Genomic DNA, 25,990 nt, shown 5'->3' on the forward strand with positions numbered 1-25,990 from the left:
GGACAGTAGACAGTCAATGAAAACAGGTATCGTCGTTTTTCCGGGCACCAATCGGGAGCGCGACATGGCTCAGGCCTTCCGGGTGGTATCCGGCCGGACACCTCAGATGCTCTGGCATCAGCAGGACAGTGTCGAAGGGTTTGACCTGATCGTCCTCCCCGGTGGGTTCAGCTTTGGGGATTATCTCCGCAGCGGTGCCATGGGGGCTCATTCACCGATCATGAAAGCCGTGCGCCAGTTCGCCGAGAAGGGTGGTTATGTCCTTGGTGTCTGCAATGGTTTCCAGATTCTGACGGAAGCCCAGATGTTGCCGGGGGCGCTCCTGCGTAATGCGGGGATGCGCTTCCTCTCGCAGGACTGTCACCTGAAGGTTGAAGGCCGTGACAGCATCTTCACGGCTGGCTGGAAGCATGGTGATGTTTTCCGTGCACCCATGGCCCATGGGGACGGCAACTACACGGCTGCGCCAGACGTGTTGGACCGTCTGGAGGGAGAAGGCCGTGTCGCTTTCCGTTACTGCACCGCAGAGGGGCAGGTGAAGGACGGGGACGAGCACGTAAACATGAATGGCAGTGCCCGGTCCATTGCCGGTGTGCTGAGTGAGAACCGCCGTGTCTGTGGTCTCATGCCGCACCCTGAAAATCTGACAGAGGAGATCCTTGGCGGCACGGACGGCTTGCCGCTCTTTAACGGGATCATGGAGGCACTGGGCTGATGACAGCAGCACCTGTTGATATCGAGCTTGCACGCTCTTTCGGCCTGAAAGATGACGAATATGAGACGGTGCTGAACATCATGGGACGGACGCCGAGCCTGACAGAGCTTGGCATTTTCTCCGTCATGTGGTCGGAGCACTGTTCCTACAAGTCATCCCGTCTTCACCTCAAGACATTGCCCACCAAGGCTCCATGGGTCATCCACGGTCCGGGTGAGAATGCCGGTGTGATTGATATTGGAGAAGGCTTGGCCGCCGTCTTCAAGATGGAAAGTCACAATCATCCTTCATTCATTGAACCCTATCAGGGAGCCGCAACGGGTGTTGGTGGTATCCTGCGTGATGTGTTCACCATGGGTGCCCGCCCCATAGCCAACCTGAATGCCCTGCGCTTTGGTGATGCCTCCCACAAGGATACCAAGCGTGTGGTGGATGGTGTCGTGCGCGGTATTGGTGGCTATGGCAACTGCATGGGGGTACCGACCGTTGGCGGTGAGGTGAACTTCCATTCTTCCTATAACTGCAATCCGCTGGTCAATGCGATGACGGTCGGGATTGCCCGGCAGGACCGTATCTTTCTTTCAGCTGCGGCAGGTGTAGGTAATCCGGTTGTTTATGTCGGCTCCAAGACGGGGCGTGACGGGATTCATGGTGCCACCATGTCTTCAGCGGAGTTTGATTCCGAATCAAGCTCCAAACGTCCGACCGTGCAGGTGGGGGACCCCTTCACCGAGAAACTTCTGCTGGAGGCGTGTCTGGAGCTGATGGCCACCGATGCGGTGATTTCCATTCAGGACATGGGGGCAGCGGGCCTGACTTCATCTGCCGTGGAAATGGCCAGCAAGGGTGGTGTCGGGATTGATCTGGAGCTGGATCATGTCCCGCAGCGTGAGCCCAACATGCATGCCTATGAGATGATGCTTTCCGAGAGTCAGGAACGCATGCTCATGGTGCTGCGTCCTGACAGAACGGAAGAAGCTCGCCGGATTTTCGAGAAGTGGGAACTGGATTTTGCCATTGTCGGAAAGCTGACTGACAGTGGACGCATAATCGTGCGGCATAATGGAAAGGTTGAAGCGGATATTCCTCTCGGTCCGCTGGCCGATGAGGCTCCGATCTATGACCGGCCTACGGTGGTGTATGAACGGCAGCCTGCTCTGGTGGCGCCTGCTGATCCATGTGGAATAGAGGCAGGACTCTGCCGCCTTCTGGCGGGTGCCAATGGGGCCTCCCGTGCATGGATATGGAACCAGTATGACAGCGGCGTGGGCGGGCAGACTGTCCAGCGTCCCGGTGGGGCTGATGCGGCCATCGTCCGGGTGGAAGGGACTGACCGTGCTCTCGCCATGACGACCGACTGCACACCACGGTACGGTCAGGCTGATCCGTATGTTGGGGGAGCTCAGGCCGTGCTGGAAGTGTGGCGGAACCTGACAGCCACAGGTGCCACACCATTGGCCATGACGGACAATCTCAATTTTGCCAGCCCGGAAAATCCACGTATCATGGCGCAGTTCGTCGAGGCTGTGAAAGGGATTGGCGATGCGGGGCGTGCTCTGGACTTCCCGGTCGTCAGCGGCAATGTCTCCCTGTATAATGAGACCCGTGGTGATGATGGTTCGGTGACGGCCATTCAGCCAGCTCCTGTGATTGGTGGTGTCGGTGTTCTGGATGATGTCCGGAAGGCCGTTGGTCTGGCCATGCCGCAGGACGGTGAGCTTCTTCTGGTTGGTGAGACCAGGGGGGAGCTGGGTCAGTCCATCTGGCTGAAGGAAATCCTGGGTCGTGAGGAAGGGGCCCCGCCGGCTGTTGATTTTACGGCAGAGCGGCGCAATGGCGACTTCGTGCGTGAGCAGATCCAGAAAGGTCTTGTCGAAGCCTGTCATGATGTGTCAGACGGCGGCCTGATCGTTGCTTTGGCTGAGATGGCCATGGCAGGTGACAGGGGATGCATTCTTGAAAAAGGACCGGCCGGATTGGCGGAGCATGTCTACTGGTTTGCTGAGGATCAGGCCCGGTATGTATTGGCCACGAAGCAGGCTGATGCAGTGCTGGAGGCTGCACAGGCGGCTGGTGTACCGGTATCCCGCTTGGGCCGTATCGGCGGTGATGTGTTGAAGCTTGATGGCGTCATGGCGGTATCGGTTGAACATCTCCGTAAGCAGCATGCCTCTTTCTTCCCCCGTTTCATGGGGCAGAAAGAGGAGGATGCTCCGGTCGTGCATCTGGATGAAATATCCTGAGAAAACGAAGAGTAAGGAGGCTTCGACCATGATGACAGCAGAAGAGATAGAGAAGACCCTCCGGGCAGCTTTCCCTGATGCCGAGATTGTGGTTGAAGACCTCGCAGGTGATGGCGACCATTTTGCCTGTGAGGTCGTCAGCGAGGCATTTCGTGGTGTGCCACGGGTAAAGCAGCACAAGCTGGTTTATGAAGCTTTCGGGGACCGTGTCGGAACAGAGCTTCATGCTCTGGCCGTCAAGACACGTATTCCTGGTTGATCGAGAGGACATGATCAAATGAATGAGGCTGTTTTTCAGACCATCCAGTCCCTGGTGGACAAGAATCCCGTCATGCTCTTCATGAAGGGCGACAAGCAGTTTCCGCAATGTGGGTTTTCTGCTCGTGTCGTGCAGATTCTTACCCATGTGGGTGTGGATTTTGAAACGGAGAATGTGCTGGAAAGTCCGGAGATGCGTCAGGGTATCAAGGATTTTTCCCAGTGGCCGACAATTCCACAGCTTTATGTGAAGGGTGAGTTCATTGGCGGGTGTGACATCGTGACGGACATGTACCAGAGCGGTGAGCTGGAGAGCCTTCTGGCAGAGAAGGGCCTGCTGAAAAACGGGGACTGATTTCAGAGCAGGATGGTCCTCATTAAATAAAGGTCAGCGTAGGCTTCCAACGTTGCTTTCTTCATCCTGTTGTGATTAGAGTTGCCCATTATTTGTGGAATGAGGTCCATCCCTGTTGTAGCGGCTTGGGGTAAAGGTGGAGGGTTGATGACATGGTGAAATCCCTTAAGGGAGGGGTTCTTTTTGGGCTTCTGGGGTTTGTGGGGCTGGCGTCTGCTCCTTCTGCCCATGCAGATCGTATCCTGACAGAGCATGAGGCAAGCAAGCTGACATTCAGTGCGCTCATCGCCCCGCCATCGGCCTTTCATCATGTGACGGTTGCCCGTCGGGCAGCGTTCCATGCACGTGGCGCTGTGCCGACCCGTCTGGCCGCTTCACATTATCATCGGGCTGTTGCTGTCCGGACCGTGGCTTTCCATGGCCATGTTGTCAGCAGGCATCAGCGGAATACGCATCATCGCCGCGGGTGAGCCTGTCTCCCTGTAAGCATGAAAATGGGAAACCCCGCAGGCTGAATTGGCCTTTGTGGGGTTTCTTTTTGTTCGGATGAAGTGGTCAGTATAGACGGAGGGCATCCTCTATCTGTTCAATGCGTCCCGTCTTATCGATGACCAGCACATCCAGCCGGGTATTGGGGCGCTGCCAGTCTGGTCTTGTCTCGAGAATGAAGGAAAAAGCCCGGAGCAGGCGTTGGCTCTGTTGGGGCGAAAGAGCGTACCGGGCTTCGTTCAGGGTTGTGCGTTGCTTGACCTCAATGGCAAGAAGCCACTCATCATTGGCGACAAGGAGGTCGATTTCTCCGCAGGGAGTTCGTAGCCTTCTTGCCAGGGGGGTATACCCTTGTCTGGCCAGAAATTCTGCAGCAGCATCTTCAGCCTGTTTGCCTGCCTGATAGGCCAAGCTACCCCGCTTCCTGCGGTGAGGAGGCGGGATGAGAGAAGATGGTTTAGCGGGCACGCAGCAGACGGGCTGCTTCGACAGCAAAATAGGTGAGGATGCCGTGGCAGCCGGCACGACGGAAGGCCATGAGACTTTCCAGAATGGTCTTCTCACGGTCCAGCCAGCCATTCTCAATGGCGGCCATGATCATGGAATATTCACCGGAGACCTGGTAGGCGAATGTCGGTGCGGCAAAACTGTCACGCACCCGGCGGATGATGTCCAGATAAGGCATCCCTGGTTTGACCATGATCATGTCGGCCCCTTCTGCGAGGTCCATGGCGACTTCACGCAGGGCTTCATCACTATTGGCGGGGTCCATCTGGTAGCTTTTCTTGTCTCCGCCGAGCAGGGCATCGGAGCCCAAAGCGTTGCGGAACGGACCATAAAAGGCAGAGGCATATTTGGCCGCATAGGCCATGATACGCGTTGTGTGGAAGTCATGTTCATCTAAAATGCTGCGGATGGCTTTAACGCGGCCATCCATCATGTCGGATGGGGCAATAATATCAATGCCAGCCTTCGCTTGGTTCAAGGCCTGATGGCGCAGAACATCTACCGATTCATCATTGAGGATGTGACCATCCTTAATTAAGCCATCATGACCGTGGGATGTGTAGGGGTCCAAAGCCACGTCCCCTACTAAAGCAAGGTGAGGGTAAGCCTGCTTTAAGACGCGCGCGGCTCGGCACATCAGATTATCAGGGTTAAGGGCTTCCTCACCAGTTTCGCTACGTTTTTCCAACGGTGTAACGGGGAAGAGGGCGACAGCGGGGATGCCAAGCTCCACAGCGGGACGCACATGCTCTACTAACAGGTCTAAACTGACCCGTTCCACCCCCGGCATGGCCTTCACTTTTTGGCGTTGTTGCTCGCCTTCACAGATGAAAATGGGCCAGATGAGATTATCAACATGCAGATGTGTCTCACTTACAAGGCGGCGTGTGGCATCGTCAAAACGGTTTCGCCGTAAGCGTGTCTGCGGGAAAGAGCTTTGCATCATGCCCGCATGATGCCTTTCGGGGGGCGGTCTGACCAGAGGAAAATGCGGCCCGGCCATTACGGGAAGCCGTCAGGCGGGCGGGGCGCGTGTCTCCTTTATCTGGATATTCGTGGGATGTGCTGCCCTGTTATCGCTGCATGGGTTTCGCTTTGCAGGTTTTGGGGTGGTGGAAACATGGTTGTTTTGAGGCTGTTTCTTATCTGTTAATTTTTTTGCCCTTCTCATAAGAAAAGTTTATTGTGTATTCTTAATTTATAGAGCCATTAGCCATCTGGGGGCCTTGTGCAGGAACATATAGATTTTTTGAATTATTATGGAATAATGGAACTTTCTTATACGGCCTCAATAGATGAGATCAAGAAAGCATGGCGCATATTGGCCAAAAAATTTCATCCTGATGTTAATAAATCACCTAATGCCAAGGAGATATTTCAGAAAATACAGAAAGCTTATAGTGTATTAAGTGATGAGACGAAAAAAGATTATTACGACAAAGCCTGTATAGCTGCATATTGGGACCGGGAGCGCAAGCGGAAGGCGGAGAGAGAGCAGCAGGAGCGTGCGCGAAAGCAAAGGGAGGCGGCAGAAAAAGCGCGGCGGGACGAGGCGGAAAAAAGAAGACAGCAGGAGCGGGCACGACAGCAAAGAGAGGTGGAAGAAAAAATGCAGAAGGAGAAGCGGGCGCGTATACAGAAACAAGACGAGGAAGAAAGAAAGAGAGTTAAGAGGATTTTAACGTTATGTTGGTTAGCTTTTATGTTCATACTAATGTTAGTGTGCGTCTATTCAGACAATAAACGGCAGGAGCATATACGAGAGAAAAGAGAAGCAGCTGATAAAGCGAAGCGTGAAGAGGTTACGTATTCTTATAAAAAAGATATTGTGAATAAAACAGATGATGAGAAAGAGTCTTATTTAAGGAAAATAGGTGATGGTCTTAATTATTATAGGAATGGCTCTTTTAAGGAGGCTTATTTTTTATTTAAGGAAGCGGCAGATAAAGGAAATGCAGGAGGAAAGGCTCTGTTGGGGGTCATGTACGCCCAAGGTGATTATGTACCTATTGATTATGATAGGGCCGTTTCTTTACTGAAATCGGCTTCCGCTTCAGGAAGTTCCATCGCCCAGTTTAATCTGGGATTCATGAGTTTGGGCGGGTATGGCCTTCCCAAGGATACAGCGGCCGCCATGACGTACTTTGACGAAAGTGCAGATAATGGAGATGCATGGCTGAAAATGGATATATGCTATCTTTACGCCTTCAATGATAAATTCCCTCGTGATTATGGAAAGGCCCTGCATTATTGCCGTCTGGCAGCTGATGAAGGATCGTCAGATGCACAGAATTATCTCGGTATCGCCTATGCCGTTGGTTATGGTGTTGACGTTGATTATAACAAGGCCGTGACATGGTTCTCGAAGGCTGAAAAACAAGGAAATAGAGACGCCAGAATAAATCTGGGTTATATGTATTATTATGGGCTTGGTGTTCCACAGAACATAAACTATAATTCTGATTGGAATTATTACGATTTTTCATATAGAAAAGCTGGTTCCTTCCTTGGGTTTTTCCCTGCTCATTGATGATCCGGGTCTGAAAAGAGCTTTCCCGGAAAGATTGTCTGGCTAAAGGTAGGCGAGGGGAGGGATCGAAACCCTCCCCAGTATCCCTCACTTCCCGCCGTGGCGCAGGCGGGCGCGGTGCATCCCGTAGCAGACATAGACCCCCATGCCGATGAGCAGCCACAGCACCAGCCGCACCCATGTCATCAGGTCCATGGAGACCATGACGGCTCCGCAGGAGAGGATGCCGAGCATGGGCACGAGGAACGGCCCGCCCGGTGTGCGGAAGCGGCGCAGGGCGTCCGGCTGGCGCAGGCGCAGGATCATCACGCCAAAGCAGACGATGATGAAGGCCAGCAGCGTGCCGATGGAGGTCATCTTGCCGAGCATGTCGATGGGCAGGCAGGCGGCCAGCACGCTGGCGGCAATGGCGGTGATGATATGGGAGGCCCAGGGCGTCCGGCTCTTCTCGTTGAGCCTGCCGAACAGGGGCGGCAGCAGCCCGTCCTGCGCCATGGAGAGGCAGACACGGCTCTGGCCCATCAGCAGCCCGTAGATCACCGAGATATAGCCCAGGGCAATGCCCAGGGTGACAAGGCTGGAGAACCAGGAGATGTACATAAAGCCGTTGGTCTTGCCTTCCCTGATGCAGGAGAGATTCTCCTCATTGGGGAGACGATTGGCACGCTCGGGCAGTCTTTATGGTTGAAGGAAATCCTCAACCGTGAGGAGGGCGCACCTCCTGCGATTAATTTTGAAGCTGAGCGGCGGAATGGTGATTTCGTGCGTGGATTGATTCAAGATGAGCTGCTCACGGCCTGTCATGATGTTTCAGATGGTGGGCTTTTGCTCGCTGTGGCTGAGATGGCTATGGCAGGTGGGATCGGTTGCAGCCTTGCGGATGCTCCTGCGGATATGCCTGCTCATGCTTATTGGTTTGGGGAAGTGAGAGTCTCTAAAGAATTGTTTAAGGAGAGGCAATTTTTATTGCTTTCTTTTCCTTAACATGATTAGAGTTTTCATTATTTGTGAGAGATGCGTTATCCCCTCTAAGCGGATGGGGTGTGAGAAGGGGCGATAGATGAAGATATCCCGTACAAAGGGGGGCTATTTTTGGCCTTCTGGGCTTAGCTGGTGTAACGCTGGCTCCAGCTCATGCTGAGCGTGTTTTGACAGAGCATGAAGCGGGTAAATTAACATTTGATGCCCTCATTGCGCCTCCTTCAGCATTCCAGCATGCTGCTCGTCATTCATGGCGGGGGCATGTTTTGGGGAGCCGCGTTGCAGCCACCCATCGTCATCATGCTGTAGCAGTGCGGAATGTGTCCTATTATAGTCATACTGCTGCAAGGCACGGGGGGGTAACTCATCGTCACCGTGGGTGATGCGTCTCTTGCCTTTCATCTACTATCAAAAGCTTCATCATGTGCGTGATGAGGCTTTTTTTGATGCTTTAAGTAAGTCGTAGCGCATCTCGGATGTGGTCAATCTCACCAGCTATATCAATGATGATGACATCAAAGCGCGTACTTTCCCGTTGCCATTCTGGATGGGTTTCAATGACGAGTTGAAACGCCCGCAATAACCTCTGGCTTTGACGTGTGGACACGGCGTACCGGGCTTCGCTTAGGGTTGTACGTTGTTTGACTTCAATGGCGAGTAAGTAATCATCATTGGCTGCAAGCAGGTCAATCTCACCATAAGCTGTGCGATAGCGGCGGGTTAAGATTGTAAAGCCTTGGTGATGGATATAATCTTCAGCTAATTTTTCCGCCTCAAGGCCTGCCTTATGGGCAAGGCTTCCCCGTCTCCTACGGAGAGGAGAGGGGGCAAAGCGTGGCTTAACGACCACGCAGCAGACGTGCCGCTTCAACAGCGAAATAGGTCAGGATGCCATGGCAGCCAGCCCGGCGGAACGCGATGAGGCTTTCCAGAATGGTCTTCTCACGGTCCAGCCAGCCATTCTCAATGGCGGCCATGATCATGGAATATTCACCGGAGACCTGGTAGGCGAATGTCGGTGCGGCAAAACTGTCACGCACCCGGCGGATGATGTCCAGATAAGGCATCCCTGGTTTGACCATGATCATGTCGGCCCCTTCTGCGAGGTCCATGGCGACTTCACGCAGGGCTTCATCACTATTGGCGGGGTCCATCTGGTAGCTTTTCTTGTCTCCGCCGAGCAGGGCATCGGAGCCCAGAGCGTTGCGGAACGGACCGTAGAATGCAGATGCATACTTGGCTGCATAGGCCATGATGCGGGTTGTCTGGTACCCATTTTCATCCAGCGTGGAGCGGATGGCCCGGACGCGCCCATCCATCATGTCGGAGGGAGCAATGATGTCGATGCCGGCCTCTGCCTGGTTGAGGGCCTGTTTGCGAAGAACCTCGACGGACTCATCATTCAGAATCTGTCCATCCCGTACTAGGCCATCATGCCCGTGGGAGGTGTAGGGGTCCAGAGCCACATCCCCGACGAGAGCAAGCCCGGGATAGGCGGCTTTCAGTATCCGGGCAGCACGGCACATCAGGTTGCTGGGGTTCAGGGCTTCCGTTCCCATCTCGTCACGTTTTTCCATGGGTGTGACGGGGAAGAGAGCGACAGCTGGTATGCCCAGCTCGACAGCGGGGCGGACATGCTCCGCTAGCAGATCGAGACTCACACGTTCCACGCCCGGCATGGCCTGTACTTTCTGACGCTGTTTTTCGCCCTCACAGACAAAAATTGGCCAGATCAGATTATCGACATGCAGGTGTGTTTCGCTGACAAGGCGGCGTGTGGCGTCGTCGTGACGATTGCGACGCAGGCGGGTGTGGGGAAAAGAATGTATCATCATGCAGGCATGATGCCTGTTGAAATCCCGTATGACCAGACCCCTTAAAAAAAGCCACCCTCGCAGGAGGGTGGCTTCATGGAGGAGATGGTGGCTTTCAGTGGCGTGTATGTTTGAGGCGGCTGCGGTGCAGACCATAAACGGCGTAGATTCCAAGGCCGACCAGGAGCCAGAGGGCCAGCCTGATCCATGTCATGATGTCCATGGAAAGCATGACGGTTCCGCAGGACAGGATACCGAGGATGGGGACGAGGAATGGCCCCCCCGGTGTCTTGAAGCGACGCACGGCATTCGGTTGACGGAGGCGCAGGACCATTACACCGAAACAGACAATGATGAAGGCGAGCAGTGTCCCGATGGAGGTCATCTTGCCAAGGATGTCGATGGGCAGGCAGGCTGCCAGAATGCTCGCCACCACGGCTGTGATGATATGTGAGGACCACGGTGTCCGGCTGCGTCTGTTCAGGGTTTCGAAGAGGGAGGGCAGAAGGCCGTCTCTGGCCATGGAGAGACAGATGCGGCTTTGGCCCATGAGCAGCCCATAGATGACGGAGATATACCCCAAGGCTATGCCGAAGGTTATGAGGGCAGAGAACCAGGGGATATGCAGGCTGTGCAGGACCGTGGCGACCGGGTTGGGGTCATGCAGCATGGCCTGGTAATTGACGACACCGACAATCACGAAGGAAAAAATGGCGTAGATGACGGCGGCCAGTACCAGGCTGCCCAATACGCTCAGGGGGATGTTGCGCTGGGGGTTGTGGCTGTCCTGTGCCGCTGTGGAGACAATATCAAAACCGATATAGGCGAAGAAAATGAGCCCCGCAGCCCGCATCACGCCACTTGCGCCGAACTGTCCGAACTGCCCTGTATTGGCCGGAATGAAAGGGTGCAGGTTGGCAGCGCTGATGTGTGGCAGGCAGATGACCGTCACGCTTCCGATAATCAGCAGCTTGAGAGCCACGATGGCCATGTTGATCTTGCTGGAGCCTCTGGTGCCACACATCAGCAGGCAGGTGACGGCGCAGATGATGAAGACGGCAGGAGCATTGAACCAGGCGCGGACGAACTGTCCGTCCGACGTCATGATGGAGGCACCGGTAGGGGCCAGCAGGCGGGGATCCAGCGAAATGCCGATTTCATGCATCAGGCTGGCAAAATAGCCTGACCAGCTGGCTGCTACCGTGGAAGCGTTTACTGTATATTCCAGGATAAGATCCCAGCCGATGATCCAGGCGATGCCTTCCCCCATGGAGGTATAGGCGTAGGTGTAGGCGGACCCGGCCTCGGGAATCATTCCGGCGAGTTCGGCATAGCAGAGACCGGCAAAAGCGCAGGCAATTGCGGCGATCATGAAGGAAAGCGTCACGGCAGGGCCGGCATACTGCCCTGCGGCCACGCCCGTCATGGAGAACAGGCCAGCACCGACAGTGACACCAACACCCAGGGCAATCAGCTGCCACGGCCCCAGTACACGATGTAGCCCTGTTTCGGGGGCTGCCGCCTGGGATATTGGTTTGGTACGCCAGAAAGGCCGTCTCATGTACTTTGCTCCACGATGTTTCGGTATCGTCCAGAACAGGAGGACGGCCGTTCAGCCGTTCGTCCTGAGATGACTGTGCCGTATGCTATAAGCGAAATAGATGACAGCACCAATGACCAACCAGATAATTAGACGCATCCATGTGATCAGGCTCATGGAGAGCATGACACTGCCGCAGGAGATGATGCCCAGGCAGGGGATCAGAAGCGGCCCTCCGGGCAGGCGAAAGGTGCGGGGTGCATCGGGAGATGTGAAACGCAGGGCGATGACACCTGCGCAGACAATCACGAAGGCTGTCAGGGTTCCGATGGATGCCATGTTGGCCAGCACATTGATGGGCAGGCAGCAGGCCAGTACGCCACTGACAAGGAAGCTGAGCATGTGGCTGGGCACCGGCGTATGGCTTTTCGGGTGCATCCGGCGGAAGAAGGTGGGCAGCAGGCCATCCTGGGACATGCTCATCAGGATGCGGCTCTGGCCCATCAGCAGGCCATAGACGACAGACACATAGCCCAGACAGATGCCGCCTTTGATGAGCAGGCTGAGCCATGGGATGTTGACGACATCCATGACGGTAGCCACGGGGCTGGGGTCATGGGCGAAGTGGTGGTAGTCCACCACGCCAACCAGCACGGCCGATACGATGACATAGACGGTTGCACAGATGATCTGGCTGCCCAGGATGGCGAAGGGCATGGAACGCTGGGGGTTCTTTGTGTCCTGCGCCGCCGTGGAGACGATGTCGAACCCGATATAGGCGAGAAAGGCCATCCCGGCTGCCCGCATGACACCACTGAAGCCAAAATCCCCATAATGTCCTCCGTTGGGGGGGATGAAGGGATGAAAATGGGCCAGTTGGACATAGGGGATGCAGGCAACGGTCAGGCCGACCAGCACGCAGATTTTGATGCCCACGATGAGCGCATTCATCCAGGAGGATTCTTTCATGCCCCGTGTCAGCATGATGGTGACCAGCCAGAGGATGAACAGGCAGGGAGCATTGAACCACGCATGGGCCTTGTGGCCGTCGGGCAGTTCAACCAGCGTCATGGGCGGGTTCAGGAGCCGTGGATCGATGACAATGCCCCAATCCCGGAGAAAGGAGGTCATGTAGCCGGACCAGCTGGAGGCGACGGCCGCCGTGCTGACGGTATATTCAAGGATCAGGTCCCACCCGATGACCCAGGCAACGAATTCACCGAGGGCGGCATAGGCGTAGGAGTAGGCCGATCCGCCAGAGGGGATCATGCCTGCCAGTTCGGCATAGCAGAGACCGGCAAAGCTGGCGGCAACCGCAGCGATGAGGAAGGCGAGCGGAATGGCCGGGCCGGCATAAAGTCCTGCTGCCACACCTGTGAGGGAAAAAAGACCGGCCCCTATGGTTACACCCACTCCAATGGCGATGAGCTGCCACGTCCCGAAGATGCGCTTCAGTCCGGTGGATGGAGGAGTGGAAGAGGTGATGGCCTTTTTGCGCCACAGGGATGACATCATGGGGAAGAAGATCTCATGTCCGGTCGTTTCTGGTCTGCCCCGGATGCGGTATCCTTTGCGGGGAACCGCATCCAGGGTGATCTCTCTTCTATGGAAGAATATTATAAATTTCCACCCTGTTTTGTAGAATTATTGCGTAGTCTACTTTTCCTGATGCCATAAGCGAAATAGACGCAGAAGCCGACTGCCAGCCAGAGGATCAGACGCATCCATGTGAGCGGGCTCATGGATACCATGACGATCCCGCAGGAAATGATCCCCAGCAGGGGCACGGCGAACGGCCCGCCCGGCACCTGGAAGCTGCGTGGTGCCTCCGGTGCCCGGAAGCGCAGGGCCGTCACGCCGGCACAGACGATGACGAAGGCGAGCAGGGTGCCGATGGAGGTCATCTCCCCCAACGTGGCGATGGGGACGCAGCCCGTCAGCACGGCGGCCGTTGCCGCAGTGATGATATGGGCCGTCCAGGGCGTGCTGGTGCCTTTGTGCAGTCTGGCAAGGAAGGGGGGCAGAAGGCCGTCATCGGCCATGTTCATGGCAATCCGGCTCTGCCCGATGAGCAGGCCGAACAGCACGGAGATGAAACCGAAGGTGATGCCGATTTTCACCAGCACGGCCATCCATGGCATATGAATCTTGTCCATGGCCGTGGCAACGGGGCTGGGGTCATGGGCGAGGGCACGATAGTCCACCACACCAAGAAGGATGGTGGAGAAAACGACATAGATGACAGCACAGGTCAGCAGGCTCCCCAGAATGCCGATCGGCATGTTGCGCTGGGGGTTCTTCGTGTCCTGTGCGGCGGTGGACACGATGTCGATGCCCACATAGGCAAAAAAGGCCATGCCAGCAGCCCGCATGATGCCGCTGATCCCGAATTCTCCGAATTTCCCCGTATTGGCCGGGATGAAGGGGTGGAAATTGCTGGCATCGACAAAAGGCGTGCAGACGATGATCAGGCCGATGATGACGAGAATCTTTACCAGCACGACCAGCGAGTTGAGACGGACGGAGAAGTTTGTGCCCCGCATCAGCATCAGGGTGATGATGAAGAGAAGCAACATTCCCGGTGCGTTGCACCACGCATGGGCGGTGTGACCATCCGGCATGACGACATCCGTCATTGGTGGTGCAAGCAGTCTCGGGTCAATGATGATGTTCCATCCCTTCAGCAGGGAGGCGATGTAGCCCGAAGCACTGGAGGCGACGGCCGCCGCCCCGACCGTATATTCCAGAATCAGGTCCCAGCCGATGATCCAGGCGACAATTTCACCCAGTCCGGCGTAGGCGTAGGCATAGGCGGACCCGCCGGAGGGCAGCATCCCGGCCAGCTCGGCATAGCAGAGCCCAGCGAAGCTGGCGGCGATGGCGGCGATGAGGAAAGAGATGATGACTGCCGGGCCGGCATTCTGTCCGGCAGCAACGCCTGTAAGGGAAAAGAGACCCGTGCCAACGGTGACGCCAACACCCATGGCGATGAGACGCCAGGGGCCGAACACCCTTTTCAGTCCACTGTTCTGACTTTCTGGAGGGGGGACTTGTTTGGTCTGCCAGAAGGGCAAGGTCATTGGTGGGTCTCTCGCATTTTTTAAACGTAATTAACCTGCGACGATAGACGCGCTTAGCTCTCGCGCCTATAGAAAGAAAAGAGTTTTTTTGCGGGAGATGGATGACAATGTCCAAAAGCACCAATCAGGCCGGTCTGCATTCTTTCTTTCATGCCCCCCTCAAGGAGAGGGATCATGAAGTCAGTGCGATCCTGAATGCCGAGCTTGAACGCCAGCAGGATGGCATCGAGCTGATCGCTTCTGAGAACATGGCGTCTTTCGCCGTAATGGAGGCTCAGGGGTCCGTCCTGACCAACAAATATGCCGAGGGTCTGCCGGGTCGCCGCTATTATGGTGGCTGCGTTGATGTGGACAAGGTCGAGAATCTTGCCATTGACCGTCTGAAGAAAATTTTCGGTGCTGAATTCGTCAATGTCCAACCCCATTCCGGTGCCAACGCCAATCAGGCGGCCTTCATGGCACTGGCAAAGCCGGGTGACACCATCCTCGGCATGAGCCTTGCCGCCGGTGGCCACCTGACCCACGGTGCAGCCCCGAACTATTCCGGCAAATGGTTCAAGGCTGTCCAGTACGGCGTGCGTGGCGAGGACGGCCTGCTCGATTACGAGGAGATGGAGCGTCTGGCCCGTGAGCACAAACCCCGCATCATTGTGGCGGGCAGCTCGGCCTATCCCCGCGTGATCGACTTCCCCCGTTTCCGCAAGATTGCTGATGAGGTCGGTGCCTATCTGATGGTGGACATGGCCCATTTCGCCGGGCTTGTGGCGGCTGGCCTCTATCCCAGCCCGGTTCCTCACGCTGATATCACAACTTCCACGACACACAAGACGCTGCGTGGCCCCCGTGGTGGTATCATCATGACCAACGATGCGGATATTGCCAAGAAGATCAACTCTGCGGTGTTCCCTGGTCTCCAGGGTGGCCCATTGATGCACGTCATCGCCGGTAAGGCTGTAGCTTTCGGTGAGGCCCTGCAGGGTGAGTTCAAGGAATATCAGCAGCGTGTGCAGGCAAATGCCCGTGCGCTGGCTGACGAGCTGCTGAAATGTGGGTTCGATATCGTGACGGGTGGTACGGATACTCATCTTGTGCTGGTGGACCTGCGCCCCAAGAAGGTGACCGGCAAGAAGGCCGAGGCCCTTATGGAACGTGCTGGCATCACCGCCAACAAGAATGCCGTGCCGTTCGATCCTGAAAAGCCGTTCGTCACCTCTGGCGTGCGTCTGGGCAGCCCGGCCGCCACGGCCCGTGGTTTCGGTGAGGCAGAGTTCCGTCAGGTGGCTCGCATGATTGATGCCGTGCTGAGCGCTGATGAGAATGATGACGCTACCTTCGAGCGTATCCGCAAGGATGTGAAGGAGCTGTGTGCTCGCTTCCCGATCTATGATCGTGCGTCTGCCTGATCATGTTCAGTTCTGCCGGGGGAGGGCGTGCAAGTCAGCCCCCGGCAGGAAGGCCGTTCTATAGCGTTTCCGTCGTGATGATGCGGATGCGGTACTGGATGTGCTTCTCAATATCCCGCAGGCGGGTCCGTTCTTCCAGCGTGGCGAACGTGACGGCCCGCCCCTGCTTTCCCGCGCGGGCTGTCCGGCCGATGCGGTGAATGTAGAGTTCTGGCGTCTGGGGCAGGTCCATGTTCACGACGAGCTGGATGTCGTCAATATCAAGTCCGCGGGCGGCAATGTCCGTTGTCACGAGGATGGACCCGGTCTGATTCTGGTAGCGGTCCAGAGTCTTTTTGCGGTCTCCCTGCGTCTGCCCGCCATGCAGGGCAATGGCCCTGTATCCGGTTTTTCTCAGGAGTTTTGCGACGGAATCGGCTTTCTGCTTCGTCTTCGTGAAGATGATGCTTCGACCCGTTCCGTCTTTTACCTGTGCTCCTGACCGTTCCAGAAGTGTCAGGAGCAGGGAGTCTTTCTGCGCCTCGGTGATGAACAGGGCCTGCTGGCGGATGCGCCGTGGCGTGACCTCTTCCTCGCCGGGTTCCACCCGCACGGGGTCTTTCGTGACCTGTTTGGCCAGTGTCATGACAGGTTCCGGCAGCGTGGCGGAACAGAAGATGGTCTGGGGCCGGTCGGCGATATAGGGCACGAGAGCCGTCATGCTGGCGGAGAATTCTTCATCCAGAAGACGGTCAGCCTCATCCAGCACCAGATAGATGATGTGTTCCAGCGACAGTTCGCCTTTCTCCACGAAGTCCAGAAGGCGGCCATGTGTAGCGACGATGATGTCGGCTCCCTGTTCCAGTGAGCGTGACTGCTGATCACGGGGCACGCCGCCACAGATGACCCGCGTGCGGAGGGGAAGTTGACGGCCCAGCTGACGGCAGACCCCGGCTGTCTGCATGGCGAGGTCACGGGTTGGCTCTAGGATCAGGACCCGTGGAATGGACCCGGCAGTTCCGTCCTGCTTGAGGCTGGCCAGTTTCTGGAGGGCGGGCAGGACGAAAGCTGCCGTCTTGCCCGTGCCGGTCTGGCCGGGCAGGAGAACGTCACGCCCCGCCAGAAGGGGGGGGATGCCCTGCTGCTGTATGGGGGTTGGTCTGGCCATGCCTGCTTTCCGGGCGGCCTGTGCCAGCTCGTCTGAAAGGCCGAGGTCTGTAAAATCTGTTTGTGTCATGAATGCTGTTCTTGCCAGAAGAGGGATGTCGATGTGATGCACGGGACCATACCCGCAGGAGATCAGGAATGCATGCAGCCATCATAGCTGAAGATTTCGCCGGAATGAGATCCCAGGGGCGAGGGCTGGCAGAGCGGACGGGTTTTTCGTGGGAGTTCCATCCTGTCATCACCAACAGGGGAAGGCTGGTCTCACGTCTGTCCGTCCGTTTCTGGCCGCATTCTCTGGGTCTTTTTGCCCCATTCAGCCTTTCTTCTGCAACCCGTCTCATCATCAGCGTGGGTGGAAAGGGCGGTGTGGCCGGGGCGGCTCTCGGAAAACGGTACGGTCTGCCAGTAGTGCAGATACAGCACCCACGAGCGAAACTCTCCCCCTTTGCTCTTGTCGTGGCCAGTCAGCATGACCGGCTTGAGGGGCCGAATGTGCTTTCAGTCCGTACAGCCATGCATGATGTTACACCGGCCCGTCTGGAAGAAGCTGGCAAGCTGTGGAAGGATCGTATCCGGGCAGGGGCAGAAAAGGTGTTGGGGGTGCTTCTGGGTGGCTCCAATGGGCGGTACAGGTTGGAAGAGGCCGAAGCTGCGGTCCTGTCGGAGAAGCTGGCCGGTTTCATGCAGGTAACTGGTGTTCGCTGCGTGCTGACACCATCCAGACGGACATCACGGCAGGCTTTGGAGGTGCTGCGGGAGCGCCTGAGGCCTCTGGGGGGTGTCGTGATGGAAGGAAAAGGGAATGAGAATCCTTATATGGGACTGCTGGCCTGCGCTGATGCTCTGGCTGTGACGCAGGATAGTGTATCCATGATCTCCGAAGCAGTGGCGACGGATCGCCCTGTCTGTATTCTGCCATTGAAGGGTCGGTCTTCAAGGCTTGAGAGGTTCGTCAAGATACTTGAAAAAGAGGGACGTGTGCAGTCTTCTTTAAGAAACGTTTCGTTTTCTCCTTGTAAAAGACTTGACGATACTTCTCTGGCAGCAGAAGAAATACATCGCCGTATTCAGTTCAATCAGGAAGGATGACCCAATGCTGGATATCAAGACATTTGGCCCGCAGGGGGGGAACGTCCTTTATAAGGCTTTGTCTCACCCTCTGGTTGTAGAGGGAATGAAAGAGCTGGAGCAGACGCTTCAGCACTGCTCTCTTGCCGTTTATGACCCGGAGGGGTACCTGCCGACAGTATGCGGGCTGTATCCTGCTCTTCAGCCTTCCGTCATCCTGACGCATGATAGCGAGCAGGTCGGGCAGCCTGATGGATTTGGCGGGCAGAAAAAGGCTGTCGTCCACATTGCCGAGATTGATGTGGATGCGGTCCTGGCCCTGTCTTTTGATGATACCAGGATGCGGTCCCGTCTTGGGGGATTTCTCGGAGGGAAGCCTCTTCATACTCTGGGGGATGCGCGGTTGCCGGATAAATTTCTGCCTTACCGGCGGCCTTATCTGGACAAATGCAATTTTGCGACCAATTTTGCCTTTTTCCGGGAGACTGAACAGTTCAGCACCAGGCTGGTTACGGCGAATTATTGGTCGAATTATGGTGCAGAAACGATCCGCTATTGGTTGCGGCTCTTTGATGTTACTGGTCACGTTCTGGCTGAATGGTTTGAGGAGGTGGAAGAGGCTGATGCGGGTGTAGTGATTGACAGCCGCACGGTGAAGAAACAGTTTGGCCTGCCAGATTTTGTTGGACAGCTTTTCATTCATGTCATCGGGGCGAAAGGCCATGATGTCGTGAAATATGCGCTGGACAGTTTTGGCCGGAATGGTGATCCCAGCCTGTCTGTTACCCATGATGCCAATGCCTGGCCTTCCATGCGGTTTGCCACATTGCCAGCTCCAGACGACGAGGAGACGGTCCGCCTCTGGATACAGAACAGTCATGGCACGGCCATTCCGTCAGGGGCGATCACGCTGAACCCGATGGGCGAGGAAGAGCATCGTGCGGTAAAGCAGGTTATCGGACCTTATGAGACGGTCGCTGTTGATGTGGGAGCGTTGTTTCCTGATCTGGAATGGCCAGCCCAGCTTGAACTTCGTTCCGGGCAGCATCTGGTGCGGCCCCGCTATGAGGTTGTGCAGAGGGGCCGGACCCGTATTGCCCATATGAATGTTGAGCGTGCCGACCTGCTGCCGGACCCGGCAATCCGCACGATGTCCCCGTTGCTTGGGCGTGGTTTCGTTCTGCCTTTTCCGGTGCCGGACCCGGCCATCTATACGAGTTTCGTCCAGCCGACCCCCATGTCGGAAGCCCTGGAGAGCCTGCCGATGAGGCTGGATTTGTTTGATGAAGCAGGCCAGAGCTGTGGCAGTCATTTTCTGGGTAAGCTGCCCCGGAATCATCAGGGAGCCGTGGCCCTGCATGAACTGATGAATCAGCCCGGTCATGCGGAGCTGGTCTATGATTTCCGTGATGGGGGGGAGGGAGATGGCTGGCCTCATGCGCTGATGCGTTATCGCCATATCGGGACAGATCATGCCGCCGAAACCAGTTTTGGCGGACATATTTTCAACACCATGATGACCTGGCGGAATGAGCCGCAGTCTTATGCAGGTCCACCGCCGGGCCTGACCACCCGGCTGTTCCTGAAGCTGGGGCAGAAGCTTGATGGTGTTACCCTGAAAAGCTTCTGCCATCTGATCTATCCCACGTCCCTGCGGGATGGGCGTCAGCCTTCCAGGACCTGTCTGCATCTTCACGCTGCCAATGGGGCTGAAGTGGCGCAGGAGACCATCAGTATCCAGCCTTCCGGCTCCTGGCTTCTGAAGCCTCATGAGCTTTTTGATGCGGAGCTGTTACAGAAGGCAGGAGAGGGGGGGTATGTTCTCATACGGGACCTGACCTGCCGTCTGTTCGGGTATCATGGGCTGGAGAATGGCGTTGGGAGTTTCTCTCTGGATCACATGTTTGGTTTTTGAGAGGGTTATTGAAATAATCTGTACCGTTCTCCCTTATTGCTCTTGCAAGCGCCGGGGGAGAGCGGTATAAAGCGCTCATCCAAAGAGACGGATGCGTAGCTCAGCGGTAGAGCACTGCCTTCACACGGCAGGGGTCACAGGTTCAATCCCTGTCGCATCCACCACGCTTTTTTCCCAGAAAACTGCCGTTTTTCACTATCCCGAGACAGAGCATCTCTTAGTGATTGACCCAAATTTGACCCAGGTTTAACCGTTTTTGTGGTCATAAGAGTGGGTCAGGGAGAAGCTTGGATGGCTTTTATTGCCCTGTCCGTGGCAGCTCGGAAGAAGCTGAAACGTCGTCTGGAAAAACATGCAGGGCTCCGCCCGCGAGGGAGTGTGACCATAGAAGCGCGCGTTAGCGTCCAGGGTCGGCGTCTCGCGAGGAGTTTTTCTGACAGTTCCGATATTTTCACCAACCTGGATGCCGCCATCGCTTGGCAGGCCGTTCAAAAGGCGTCTCAGGACGTTCCACAAGGTGTTGGTCAGCCAGTTGTTCCACTGGCTGATCCTGTTCCTGTGGAGACTGTTTCTTCGTCTTCCCCGTTTGCCGAATGGACAGTGGCTGATCTTCTGAGAAAATTTGGGCAGTATCATATCGAACAGGGGAAAGTCAGTTACGTGTCCCATATTTCCTCGTTCCTCAAACGCTGGAAAAAGCTTCCCCTTGTGCAGTGCAAGTTAGGCACATTGCGCGCGGTTCATATTCGCCAGTTTCGTGAAAGCATGAAGGAAAAGGGATTATGCGCTGCGACGATCAACAAACGGATCGGGTTGATTGAAGTTGCCATCAATTTTCTGAATCGCGAACACGATGCTGAGCTGACCAACTATGCTTCTTCAGATTACGTCGCCCATATCAAGAATGCCGACAAGCGCCGGAGCCGCCGCGTCAGTGACGAGGAGCTGACCCTCATCCTCCGGCATTTCAAAGGCCCCACAGCCAGACATGCGGCAGCCCTGATCTGTTTCTGCTTCCATCAGGGCACAAGACGCTCAGAGGCCTTCAACATGACCTGGGGCGACGTCGATTTTGACAATCACGCCATTCGCTTTCCCAAACACAAGACGATGAATTACGACCAGGAACTTGGCGGGCAGGTTCGTGTCATGACCGGCAAGGCGCGGGACCTGCTGTTACGGCTCAGGGAGGAGGCAGGCCGTGTTACTGCCTCCCAAAAGGTCTTCAATGCCTATGCGAGAGTGGATGGTTACAGCCTTGCCTTCAGGCGCGCGACCAAAGAGGCCGGACTGGAAGACATCCGCCTGCATGACCTCCGGCATGAGGCCACAACGCGGATTGCTGCCCTCTGTGGTCATAATACCTCCCTCATCAAGCGTGTTACCGGCCATCGGGATGATGCCTCCCTGGCCCGTTATACCCATACAAGCACCAACAGCATAGCCATGCTCATGTCCAGGAATGCCATTCAGCATGAATAACCATGAATGCGCATCCATTTCTTCAACAAACTGCAACGGAAATTTAGGGTAAACTGAAAAAAGTGCTTTTTTTGTAAGTTTATTATTCCATACCTTTGTCTCAAATAAAGATTTTGTCTGAGACAACTGGGGAAAAGCCTTGCCTGGACCTGCCAATAAATATGAAGGGACTGTTTTCCCCGCTGGTATGCGCCAGCGGGGGAAGACGGCCATTCAGGCACGGTTCAGCTTTCAGGGGAAGCGTCATGAGAGAACCTTCTCATCCGGACGAACCCTACAGGACAACCTGAAGACGGCCATGCGCTGGCAGGCTGCACAGAAAGAGGAATTGAAGCTTCGTTCATCCCGGGATCATGGCAGCGTCAAATTTTGCGGAATGACCCTGGAGAGCGGGCTGAGACTACTGGACCTTCATTATCGGGCTGAGAAAAAACCAGCTATCAGGGCTATATCGCCTTCCTGCTTCAGAACCCGGAGCAATTTCCCCTTCTGCGCATCCCCCTGGAAGCCCTGCAACGCAGTGACATCACGAAATTCAGAAAGGACATGCAGGTTCCCTATACGGTGCCTGCAGGGCAAGCCTTTTTACGGGGACGGGCCCGCGTGAAGGGTAAAAGACCACTCAGGGGAAAAACGCGTTCCCGGGCGACGGTCAATAAATACATCAACCTGCTTTCCGTCGTCATTGATCACCTCAATGAGGAGCATGACGCCGATTTTGAAAATGTCGTAAAGACCGTCAGGAAACTCAAGGGCGCTGACAGGAAACGAAAGCACCGCGTTATGGATGACGAGTTTGCCGCCATCCTGTCCCACATCCCCGCGCAGGATGCTTCCGATATCGTGGAATTTTTCACCTTTTCCCTCAATCAGGGCACAAGGCGGCAGGAAACCTTCAATCTGACATGGGGTGATGTCGATCCTGCCAATTACAGATTGACGCTTCCCCATCACAAGACCGAGGCCCATGACGACGAGGAAGGCGGACAAATCCGCACGCTTACCCGGGCAGCGTGTGAACAGATTCAGCGTTTGAGACAGCACTATAAGGCAGTCCATGGCCGGGCACCCGACCCGGAAGCACGCATTTTCACCCGCTATCAAACCGAAGCCACATACAGCAAGATATTTGCCAGGGCAGCACGGGAAGCCGGGTTGCAAGACATTCGTCTGCATGATCTGAGACATGAGGCGACAACGCGCATTGCCCGTGACTGTCGCTATAACAGCACCCTGACCAAAAGCTACACCGGCCACAAGGATGAACGCTCCCTGGCCCGCTACTCCCATGCCAGTCCCCGGGATATTCATGACACCGTGCAGCAGTTACAGGTCCAGAACGGCCGGGACGGACAGGCAGCGCAACAGGGATCGTCTCCTCCTTCCGATACTGCCGTGCTGGAAGCTGACCAGAAAGAGCAGACAGCTCTTGCGAACCTGATTGAGCGCATCAGAAATGATAAAAAATCCAAATCCCTTCTTGTAAATTTCTTCACATCTCTCTCTGACAGCCTGTGATTTTGAAGCTGCATTTCTCCTTCATGTAACGATGTTCTTCTGTTTCGTGTCCGACCTTCCGTAACTTTATGCCAGCGGTCTGATTTGTTGCACAAATCAGAGCTGACCAGGGGGGATACTCCCCCCGTGGACCCCCTGAACACGGAGGAACGGCATGAAGGGAATAAAAGAACAAAGCAGCAGCATGGGCATACGCATCACGCCCACGCAGGCCCGGCAATGGAGGATGGCGGCTCTCAGAGCAGGTCACAAAACCCTGTCCAGCTGGTTGAGGAGTCTGGCCAGTCAGGCTGCCCGAACTGGCGACACAGGCCGGGAGCTGGCCACGGAGCTTGCCGCCCTGCGTACGGAGCTGGGACGGATCGGCAACAACCTGAATCAGCTCACACGCTACAGCCACCAGCAGGGCCAGATGCAGGATGTGGAAGCCTGTCTGCAAGAGGTCCGGCAGGCAGCCCGGAGTGCCCATGCTGCATTGCAAAAACTGACCGGAACGCCTCGTGCCGGAACATCAGCCCATGATCATCAATAGCGATGCGCTCAAGGCAGCTCCCGGCCCTGAAGGGTTGATCCATCACCTGCTCGGCAAGCCGGAGGATAACGAGACGATCCGGCTTGTATCCGGCTCACGGGACAGCATCCGCTTTGCCTATGATGATGCCCGGTCCCACGGAAGCAAGCGGGGCGTGCTGCATATCAAGCTCTCCCCCGATACCACCCAGACACTTACGGCGAAGGACTGGCAGACCTGTCTGACACGACTGGCACAGGAATATCATTTTGAAGGTCGCGAGATCAGCATCATCGAGCACAGGAAAAAGGGCCGGGTGCATCGGCATGTTGTCGTGCCCTTTGTGGACCCGGTCACGGGCCGAAAGCTGGATATGGGGTTTTCCAAATTGCGAGACGAGAAATGCGCCCGGCTTCTGGAAATGCAGCTCGGCCACAAGCTCACCCCCATGAAGCCCGGGCACCGGAAAGCCGTCTGTGCCTATCTCAAGAAATCAGGCCAGAGGCAGGCCGCTGAATCTGTGGCTGCCTTGCCGGATTCCGGCATCGGCACCTCCCTCATGGCTCATCAGAAGGCCAAAAGACTGGGACGTGACCTTGCCGATGAGAAACAGCACATCAAGACGCTTTTTCAGCAGGTAGACGGCCCCGCTGCCTTCAGGGCAGCCCTAAAGACGGAGGGACTGGAACTCCGGAAGGGTGACAAGCCGGACCGTTACATCATTTGCCATTCCGGGGGTGGGCTGATCGGTTCGGCCAACCGCCTGACAGGATGGCGCGTCAAGGATTTTCAACATTACATGGAGACAGATCATGAAACTATTCGGCAGAAAGCCACCCAAATCTCAGAACAGGGTCAAAAGCACGAACAAAACAGCCCAGCCCGCCCGCAAGACACAGGACAGGACACCAGCCCCGGCACCCGCCTCAAGGACACCACCCTCCAGCGAGAGGAAAGGGCCGACAACCGGGGAGAGACTGATCAACTACTCCCAGAAGACACTCTACCAAAGCAGCCGGGCTGCCAGCGCAGCAGAAGAATTGCTCGGCCTGTTCAATCAGGACCAGGGAGAAAAGCAGGACGATCCTATCCAGCTTCTGCAAGAGACGCTGGCCCAGCTGGTGGAGCTGGAGCTGAGCAACGCCGAGAGGCTGACGCGGCTGGAAGAGGCTCTCTTGCGGAACAGGTCAGGCGGCTCCGGCAACCCGTCACAAAAAAAGCGTCACTGATTGCCCGGACGCGGCTGAGACGGGGCCTTGATCCAGCTTATTTTGCCGACCTTCTGCCCCGGAACGAGATCAGGGACCCTGTATCGGGCAACACCCTTTACCGGGCCAGGCTGATACGCCGTTATTACGGCCTTTCGACAGAAGAGCCTGTCGAGCCGCATGAAAGGCTTATCGAGCGGGCCAGGCAGATGGCATGGGTTGGTATGGGGGCGGATCATCTCCGCATCAGGCTGAAGAATGGCGAGCAGTTCAGGGATTATGGGACCGCATGACCTGTCCTCCCAGCCCCATCCAGCCTGCTACGGCACGGGAGATCGTGCTTTCAGCCATCGCCAAGGGATGGCCAGCCATCGAGGTGACAGGCTCGCAGGACTTCAAGGACGAGATTGCCATCCATGCCAGACTGAATGGCATTCCGTGCGATCATGAGTTGAGTGAGAGGGCGCAACGCAAGTTTGTGGCGATCGTGAAGGAAAGGGGAGTGCCGCTCCGGATGGAGCAAGAGATGGGTTCGCCTGGACTTTAGGGCCTGTTAGGTCTTGAAGAGAGGAATTTTTTTCTTATCTATCTGGCATGAGTATGATGCAGTCAGTTCTGTCAGATCAGAGCTGGTCTTTCTGGGAACCACTGATCAAAGACATTCGCCCCAAAAGAAAGACACCACCAAAGAACCCAGGCTCTGGGCATGGTATTCCTTGATGGAACAACCATTCGTGCGCATCACAAGGCAGCTGGGGCTGCCAAAAAGGGGGATACAGGGAATGCCCAAAAGGTCGTGAAGCTCTTGGCCGCTCACGTGGAGGATTGGGCACCAAGGTCTGCGTAGCGGTCGATGGCCGCGACAAGGTCTTGTCTTTCACCCTCGCACCCGGGCAGGTGCATGAATTGCCAGCCGCCTGTGCTCTCCTTGATGATCTTCCCCACACGCCGGTTATGTTGTCTGCGATCGCGGCTATGCTTCCCACAAGTTCCGTGAAGATATCTAGAACCGGGGGGCGCGTCCTGTCATTTCATCCAAGCGAAATGATACCCAAGTCAGTTGTCCAGAATGGGCTTACAGACATCGCCATTTGGTGGAAAATCTCTGGGCAAGGCTCAAGGAATGGCGGGCTGTAGCAACCAGATATGAAAAGACCGCATCCTCTTTTCTTTCCGTCATCCTCATCGCTGCAATCGCTGATTATATTAAGACATAACAGGCCCTAG

Annotated in this window: 25 protein-coding genes, 1 tRNA gene and 2 pseudogenes; 17 read left to right on the forward strand and 11 right to left on the reverse strand. The window is 56.0% G+C overall.

Annotated features, from left to right (window positions below; translation table 11 throughout):
* Window positions 1-16 precede the first annotated feature (16 nt).
* The 5 genes from purQ to DTJ15_RS03430 all read left to right on the forward strand — a co-directional run bounded on the left by purQ (window position 17) and on the right by DTJ15_RS03430 (window position 4,041).
* Entirely contained in the window at window positions 17-715 is a 699-nt protein-coding gene (purQ, locus tag DTJ15_RS03410; protein WP_249089211.1) for a phosphoribosylformylglycinamidine synthase subunit PurQ, read from the forward strand.
* Window positions 715-2,958 carry a phosphoribosylformylglycinamidine synthase subunit PurL gene (purL, locus tag DTJ15_RS03415; RefSeq protein ID WP_248460552.1) on the forward strand — a complete coding sequence of 748 codons (2,244 nt, stop codon included), beginning with the start codon at window positions 715-717 and terminating at the stop codon, window positions 2,956-2,958. The genes purQ and purL overlap by 1 nt, the downstream gene beginning before the upstream one ends.
* A 31-nt stretch (window positions 2,959-2,989) precedes the next feature.
* Window positions 2,990-3,217 carry a BolA/IbaG family iron-sulfur metabolism protein gene (locus tag DTJ15_RS03420; RefSeq protein ID WP_081563465.1) on the forward strand — a complete coding sequence of 76 codons (228 nt, stop codon included), beginning with the start codon at window positions 2,990-2,992 and terminating at the stop codon, window positions 3,215-3,217.
* A gap of 18 nt (window positions 3,218-3,235) precedes the next feature.
* On the forward strand, window positions 3,236-3,571 hold the full coding sequence (gene grxD / locus DTJ15_RS03425; protein ID WP_043560315.1) for a Grx4 family monothiol glutaredoxin: 336 nt from the start codon (window positions 3,236-3,238) through the stop codon (window positions 3,569-3,571).
* A gap of 152 nt (window positions 3,572-3,723) precedes the next feature.
* On the forward strand, window positions 3,724-4,041 hold the full coding sequence (locus DTJ15_RS03430; protein ID WP_043560313.1) for a hypothetical protein: 318 nt from the start codon (window positions 3,724-3,726) through the stop codon (window positions 4,039-4,041).
* Window positions 4,042-4,126: 85 nt separating this feature from the next.
* On the opposite strand, the gene DTJ15_RS03435 is transcribed toward DTJ15_RS03430, so the two are convergent.
* Together DTJ15_RS03435 and hemB (DTJ15_RS03440) are read right to left on the reverse strand one after the other, a co-directional pair.
* Window positions 4,127-4,471: a YraN family protein gene (locus DTJ15_RS03435; RefSeq protein WP_249109403.1), complete on the reverse strand. Its 345-nt coding sequence runs from the start codon at window positions 4,469-4,471 to the stop codon at window positions 4,127-4,129.
* A 46-nt stretch (window positions 4,472-4,517) separates the two neighbouring features.
* Window positions 4,518-5,513: a porphobilinogen synthase gene (hemB, locus tag DTJ15_RS03440; protein ID WP_249109404.1), complete on the reverse strand. Its 996-nt coding sequence runs from the start codon at window positions 5,511-5,513 to the stop codon at window positions 4,518-4,520.
* Window positions 5,514-5,795: 282 nt separating this feature from the next.
* Here hemB (DTJ15_RS03440) and DTJ15_RS03445 point away from each other — a divergent pair, with 282 nt between their 5' ends.
* Entirely contained in the window at window positions 5,796-7,097 is a 1,302-nt protein-coding gene (locus DTJ15_RS03445) for a DnaJ domain-containing protein (protein ID WP_249109405.1), read from the forward strand.
* An 87-nt stretch (window positions 7,098-7,184) separates the two neighbouring features.
* Here DTJ15_RS03445 and DTJ15_RS03450 read toward each other — a convergent pair whose 3' ends face one another.
* On the reverse strand, window positions 7,185-7,697 hold the full coding sequence (locus tag DTJ15_RS03450; protein WP_349292846.1) for an APC family permease: 513 nt from the start codon (window positions 7,695-7,697) through the stop codon (window positions 7,185-7,187).
* On the opposite strand from DTJ15_RS03450, the pseudogene DTJ15_RS03455 reads away from it, so the two are divergent.
* Window positions 7,689-7,973, forward strand: a pseudogene (locus DTJ15_RS03455) (AIR synthase-related protein); the annotation flags it as partial. The gene DTJ15_RS03450 and the pseudogene DTJ15_RS03455 overlap by 9 nt on opposite strands.
* A 312-nt stretch (window positions 7,974-8,285) precedes the next feature.
* Here DTJ15_RS03455 and DTJ15_RS03460 read toward each other — a convergent pair.
* The 6 genes from DTJ15_RS03460 to DTJ15_RS03485 all read right to left on the reverse strand — a co-directional run bounded on the left by DTJ15_RS03460 (window position 8,286) and on the right by DTJ15_RS03485 (window position 14,512).
* Complete coding sequence (locus DTJ15_RS03460; protein WP_249109406.1) at window positions 8,286-8,480, reverse strand: hypothetical protein; 195 nt, start codon at window positions 8,478-8,480, stop codon at window positions 8,286-8,288.
* Window positions 8,481-8,529: 49 nt separating this feature from the next.
* Window positions 8,530-8,928, reverse strand: coding sequence for a YraN family protein (locus tag DTJ15_RS03465; protein WP_249109407.1), 399 nt, complete (start codon window positions 8,926-8,928; stop codon window positions 8,530-8,532).
* The gene (hemB, locus tag DTJ15_RS03470; RefSeq protein ID WP_249109408.1) at window positions 8,918-9,913 is read right to left on the reverse strand and encodes a porphobilinogen synthase; all 996 of its coding nucleotides are present in this window, start codon (window positions 9,911-9,913) and stop codon (window positions 8,918-8,920) included. The genes DTJ15_RS03465 and hemB (DTJ15_RS03470) overlap by 11 nt, the downstream gene beginning before the upstream one ends.
* A gap of 94 nt (window positions 9,914-10,007) precedes the next feature.
* Complete coding sequence (locus DTJ15_RS03475) at window positions 10,008-11,453, reverse strand: amino acid permease (RefSeq protein ID WP_249109409.1); 1,446 nt, start codon at window positions 11,451-11,453, stop codon at window positions 10,008-10,010.
* Between the two features lie 51 nt (window positions 11,454-11,504).
* Entirely contained in the window at window positions 11,505-12,947 is a 1,443-nt protein-coding gene (locus DTJ15_RS03480) for an APC family permease (RefSeq protein ID WP_043560304.1), read from the reverse strand.
* Between the two features lie 101 nt (window positions 12,948-13,048).
* Window positions 13,049-14,512 (reverse strand): APC family permease, encoded by a 1,464-nt coding sequence (locus tag DTJ15_RS03485; RefSeq protein WP_249109411.1) that lies wholly within the window; start codon window positions 14,510-14,512, stop codon window positions 13,049-13,051.
* A 107-nt stretch (window positions 14,513-14,619) separates the two neighbouring features.
* Here DTJ15_RS03485 and glyA point away from each other — a divergent pair, with 107 nt between their 5' ends.
* Complete coding sequence (glyA, locus tag DTJ15_RS03490) at window positions 14,620-15,915, forward strand: serine hydroxymethyltransferase (RefSeq protein WP_249109617.1); 1,296 nt, start codon at window positions 14,620-14,622, stop codon at window positions 15,913-15,915.
* 58 nt (window positions 15,916-15,973) lie between these two features.
* Here the strand turns inward: glyA and DTJ15_RS03495 are convergent, their stop codons facing one another.
* Window positions 15,974-17,131: a DEAD/DEAH box helicase gene (locus DTJ15_RS03495; protein WP_249109412.1), complete on the reverse strand. Its 1,158-nt coding sequence runs from the start codon at window positions 17,129-17,131 to the stop codon at window positions 15,974-15,976.
* 68 nt (window positions 17,132-17,199) lie between these two features.
* Between DTJ15_RS03495 and DTJ15_RS03500 the strand changes: the two genes are divergently transcribed.
* The 3 genes from DTJ15_RS03500 to DTJ15_RS03510 all read left to right on the forward strand — a co-directional run bounded on the left by DTJ15_RS03500 (window position 17,200) and on the right by DTJ15_RS03510 (window position 20,208).
* On the forward strand, window positions 17,200-18,150 hold the full coding sequence (locus DTJ15_RS03500; protein ID WP_249109413.1) for a mitochondrial fission ELM1 family protein: 951 nt from the start codon (window positions 17,200-17,202) through the stop codon (window positions 18,148-18,150).
* Window positions 18,151-18,154: 4 nt separating this feature from the next.
* Complete coding sequence (locus DTJ15_RS03505) at window positions 18,155-20,044, forward strand: hypothetical protein (RefSeq protein ID WP_249109414.1); 1,890 nt, start codon at window positions 18,155-18,157, stop codon at window positions 20,042-20,044.
* An 89-nt stretch (window positions 20,045-20,133) separates the two neighbouring features.
* Window positions 20,134-20,208 (forward strand) — tRNA-Val (locus DTJ15_RS03510).
* Between the two features lie 82 nt (window positions 20,209-20,290).
* On the opposite strand, the gene DTJ15_RS03515 is transcribed toward DTJ15_RS03510, so the two are convergent.
* Window positions 20,291-20,713 (reverse strand): hypothetical protein, encoded by a 423-nt coding sequence (locus tag DTJ15_RS03515; protein WP_249109415.1) that lies wholly within the window; start codon window positions 20,711-20,713, stop codon window positions 20,291-20,293.
* A gap of 96 nt (window positions 20,714-20,809) precedes the next feature.
* Between DTJ15_RS03515 and DTJ15_RS03520 the strand changes: the two genes are divergently transcribed.
* The 6 genes and pseudogenes from DTJ15_RS03520 to DTJ15_RS03545 form a co-directional block, all read left to right on the forward strand.
* The gene (locus tag DTJ15_RS03520) at window positions 20,810-21,526 is read left to right on the forward strand and encodes a site-specific integrase (RefSeq protein ID WP_249109416.1); all 717 of its coding nucleotides are present in this window, start codon (window positions 20,810-20,812) and stop codon (window positions 21,524-21,526) included.
* Between the two features lie 603 nt (window positions 21,527-22,129).
* The gene (locus DTJ15_RS03525; RefSeq protein ID WP_249109417.1) at window positions 22,130-23,044 is read left to right on the forward strand and encodes a tyrosine-type recombinase/integrase; all 915 of its coding nucleotides are present in this window, start codon (window positions 22,130-22,132) and stop codon (window positions 23,042-23,044) included.
* A 154-nt stretch (window positions 23,045-23,198) separates the two neighbouring features.
* The gene (gene mobC, locus DTJ15_RS03530; RefSeq protein WP_192848156.1) at window positions 23,199-23,576 is read left to right on the forward strand and encodes a plasmid mobilization relaxosome protein MobC; all 378 of its coding nucleotides are present in this window, start codon (window positions 23,199-23,201) and stop codon (window positions 23,574-23,576) included.
* Window positions 23,563-25,056: a relaxase/mobilization nuclease domain-containing protein gene (locus tag DTJ15_RS03535; protein ID WP_249109418.1), complete on the forward strand. Its 1,494-nt coding sequence runs from the start codon at window positions 23,563-23,565 to the stop codon at window positions 25,054-25,056. The genes mobC and DTJ15_RS03535 overlap by 14 nt, the downstream gene beginning before the upstream one ends.
* On the forward strand, window positions 25,053-25,310 hold the full coding sequence (locus tag DTJ15_RS03540) for an LPD7 domain-containing protein (protein WP_249109419.1): 258 nt from the start codon (window positions 25,053-25,055) through the stop codon (window positions 25,308-25,310). The genes DTJ15_RS03535 and DTJ15_RS03540 overlap by 4 nt, the downstream gene beginning before the upstream one ends.
* 126 nt (window positions 25,311-25,436) lie before the next feature.
* Window positions 25,437-25,980 (forward strand): annotated as a pseudogene (locus tag DTJ15_RS03545) (IS5 family transposase); the annotation flags it as partial.
* Window positions 25,981-25,990: the final 10 nt, after the last annotated feature.

This window comes from Parasaccharibacter sp. TMW 2.1891 (assembly GCF_023337675.1).
GTDB classification, from domain to species: Bacteria; Pseudomonadota; Alphaproteobacteria; order Acetobacterales; family Acetobacteraceae; genus Bombella; species Bombella apis.

What these genes read in the sequence shown, in the direction of transcription:
- DTJ15_RS03420 (WP_081563465.1), top strand. Translation starts at nt 2,990, where the DNA reads ATGACAGCAGAAGAGATAGAGAAGACCCTCCGGGCAGCTTTCCCTGAT.
- hemB (WP_249109404.1), bottom strand. Translation starts at nt 5,513, where the DNA reads ATGATGCAAAGCTCTTTCCCGCAGACACGCTTACGGCGAAACCGTTTT.
- DTJ15_RS03480 (WP_043560304.1), bottom strand. Translation starts at nt 12,947, where the DNA reads ATGATGTCATCCCTGTGGCGCAAAAAGGCCATCACCTCTTCCACTCCT.
- DTJ15_RS03495 (WP_249109412.1), bottom strand. Translation starts at nt 17,131, where the DNA reads ATGACACAAACAGATTTTACAGACCTCGGCCTTTCAGACGAGCTGGCA.
- hemB (WP_249109408.1), bottom strand. Translation starts at nt 9,913, where the DNA reads ATGATGATACATTCTTTTCCCCACACCCGCCTGCGTCGCAATCGTCAC.
- purQ (WP_249089211.1), top strand. Translation starts at nt 17, where the DNA reads ATGAAAACAGGTATCGTCGTTTTTCCGGGCACCAATCGGGAGCGCGAC.
- DTJ15_RS03450 (WP_349292846.1), bottom strand. Translation starts at nt 7,697, where the DNA reads ATGTACATCTCCTGGTTCTCCAGCCTTGTCACCCTGGGCATTGCCCTG.
- DTJ15_RS03540 (WP_249109419.1), top strand. Translation starts at nt 25,053, where the DNA reads ATGACCTGTCCTCCCAGCCCCATCCAGCCTGCTACGGCACGGGAGATC.
- glyA (WP_249109617.1), top strand. Translation starts at nt 14,620, where the DNA reads ATGTCCAAAAGCACCAATCAGGCCGGTCTGCATTCTTTCTTTCATGCC.
- mobC (WP_192848156.1), top strand. Translation starts at nt 23,199, where the DNA reads ATGAAGGGAATAAAAGAACAAAGCAGCAGCATGGGCATACGCATCACG.
- DTJ15_RS03475 (WP_249109409.1), bottom strand. Translation starts at nt 11,453, where the DNA reads ATGAGACGGCCTTTCTGGCGTACCAAACCAATATCCCAGGCGGCAGCC.
- DTJ15_RS03515 (WP_249109415.1), bottom strand. Translation starts at nt 20,713, where the DNA reads ATGGGACACGTAACTGACTTTCCCCTGTTCGATATGATACTGCCCAAA.
- DTJ15_RS03500 (WP_249109413.1), top strand. Translation starts at nt 17,200, where the DNA reads ATGCATGCAGCCATCATAGCTGAAGATTTCGCCGGAATGAGATCCCAG.
- purL (WP_248460552.1), top strand. Translation starts at nt 715, where the DNA reads ATGACAGCAGCACCTGTTGATATCGAGCTTGCACGCTCTTTCGGCCTG.
- DTJ15_RS03505 (WP_249109414.1), top strand. Translation starts at nt 18,155, where the DNA reads ATGCTGGATATCAAGACATTTGGCCCGCAGGGGGGGAACGTCCTTTAT.
- DTJ15_RS03430 (WP_043560313.1), top strand. Translation starts at nt 3,724, where the DNA reads ATGGTGAAATCCCTTAAGGGAGGGGTTCTTTTTGGGCTTCTGGGGTTT.
- DTJ15_RS03460 (WP_249109406.1), bottom strand. Translation starts at nt 8,480, where the DNA reads ATGAAAGGCAAGAGACGCATCACCCACGGTGACGATGAGTTACCCCCC.
- grxD (WP_043560315.1), top strand. Translation starts at nt 3,236, where the DNA reads ATGAATGAGGCTGTTTTTCAGACCATCCAGTCCCTGGTGGACAAGAAT.
- DTJ15_RS03485 (WP_249109411.1), bottom strand. Translation starts at nt 14,512, where the DNA reads ATGACCTTGCCCTTCTGGCAGACCAAACAAGTCCCCCCTCCAGAAAGT.
- DTJ15_RS03520 (WP_249109416.1), top strand. Translation starts at nt 20,810, where the DNA reads ATGAAGGAAAAGGGATTATGCGCTGCGACGATCAACAAACGGATCGGG.
- DTJ15_RS03535 (WP_249109418.1), top strand. Translation starts at nt 23,563, where the DNA reads ATGATCATCAATAGCGATGCGCTCAAGGCAGCTCCCGGCCCTGAAGGG.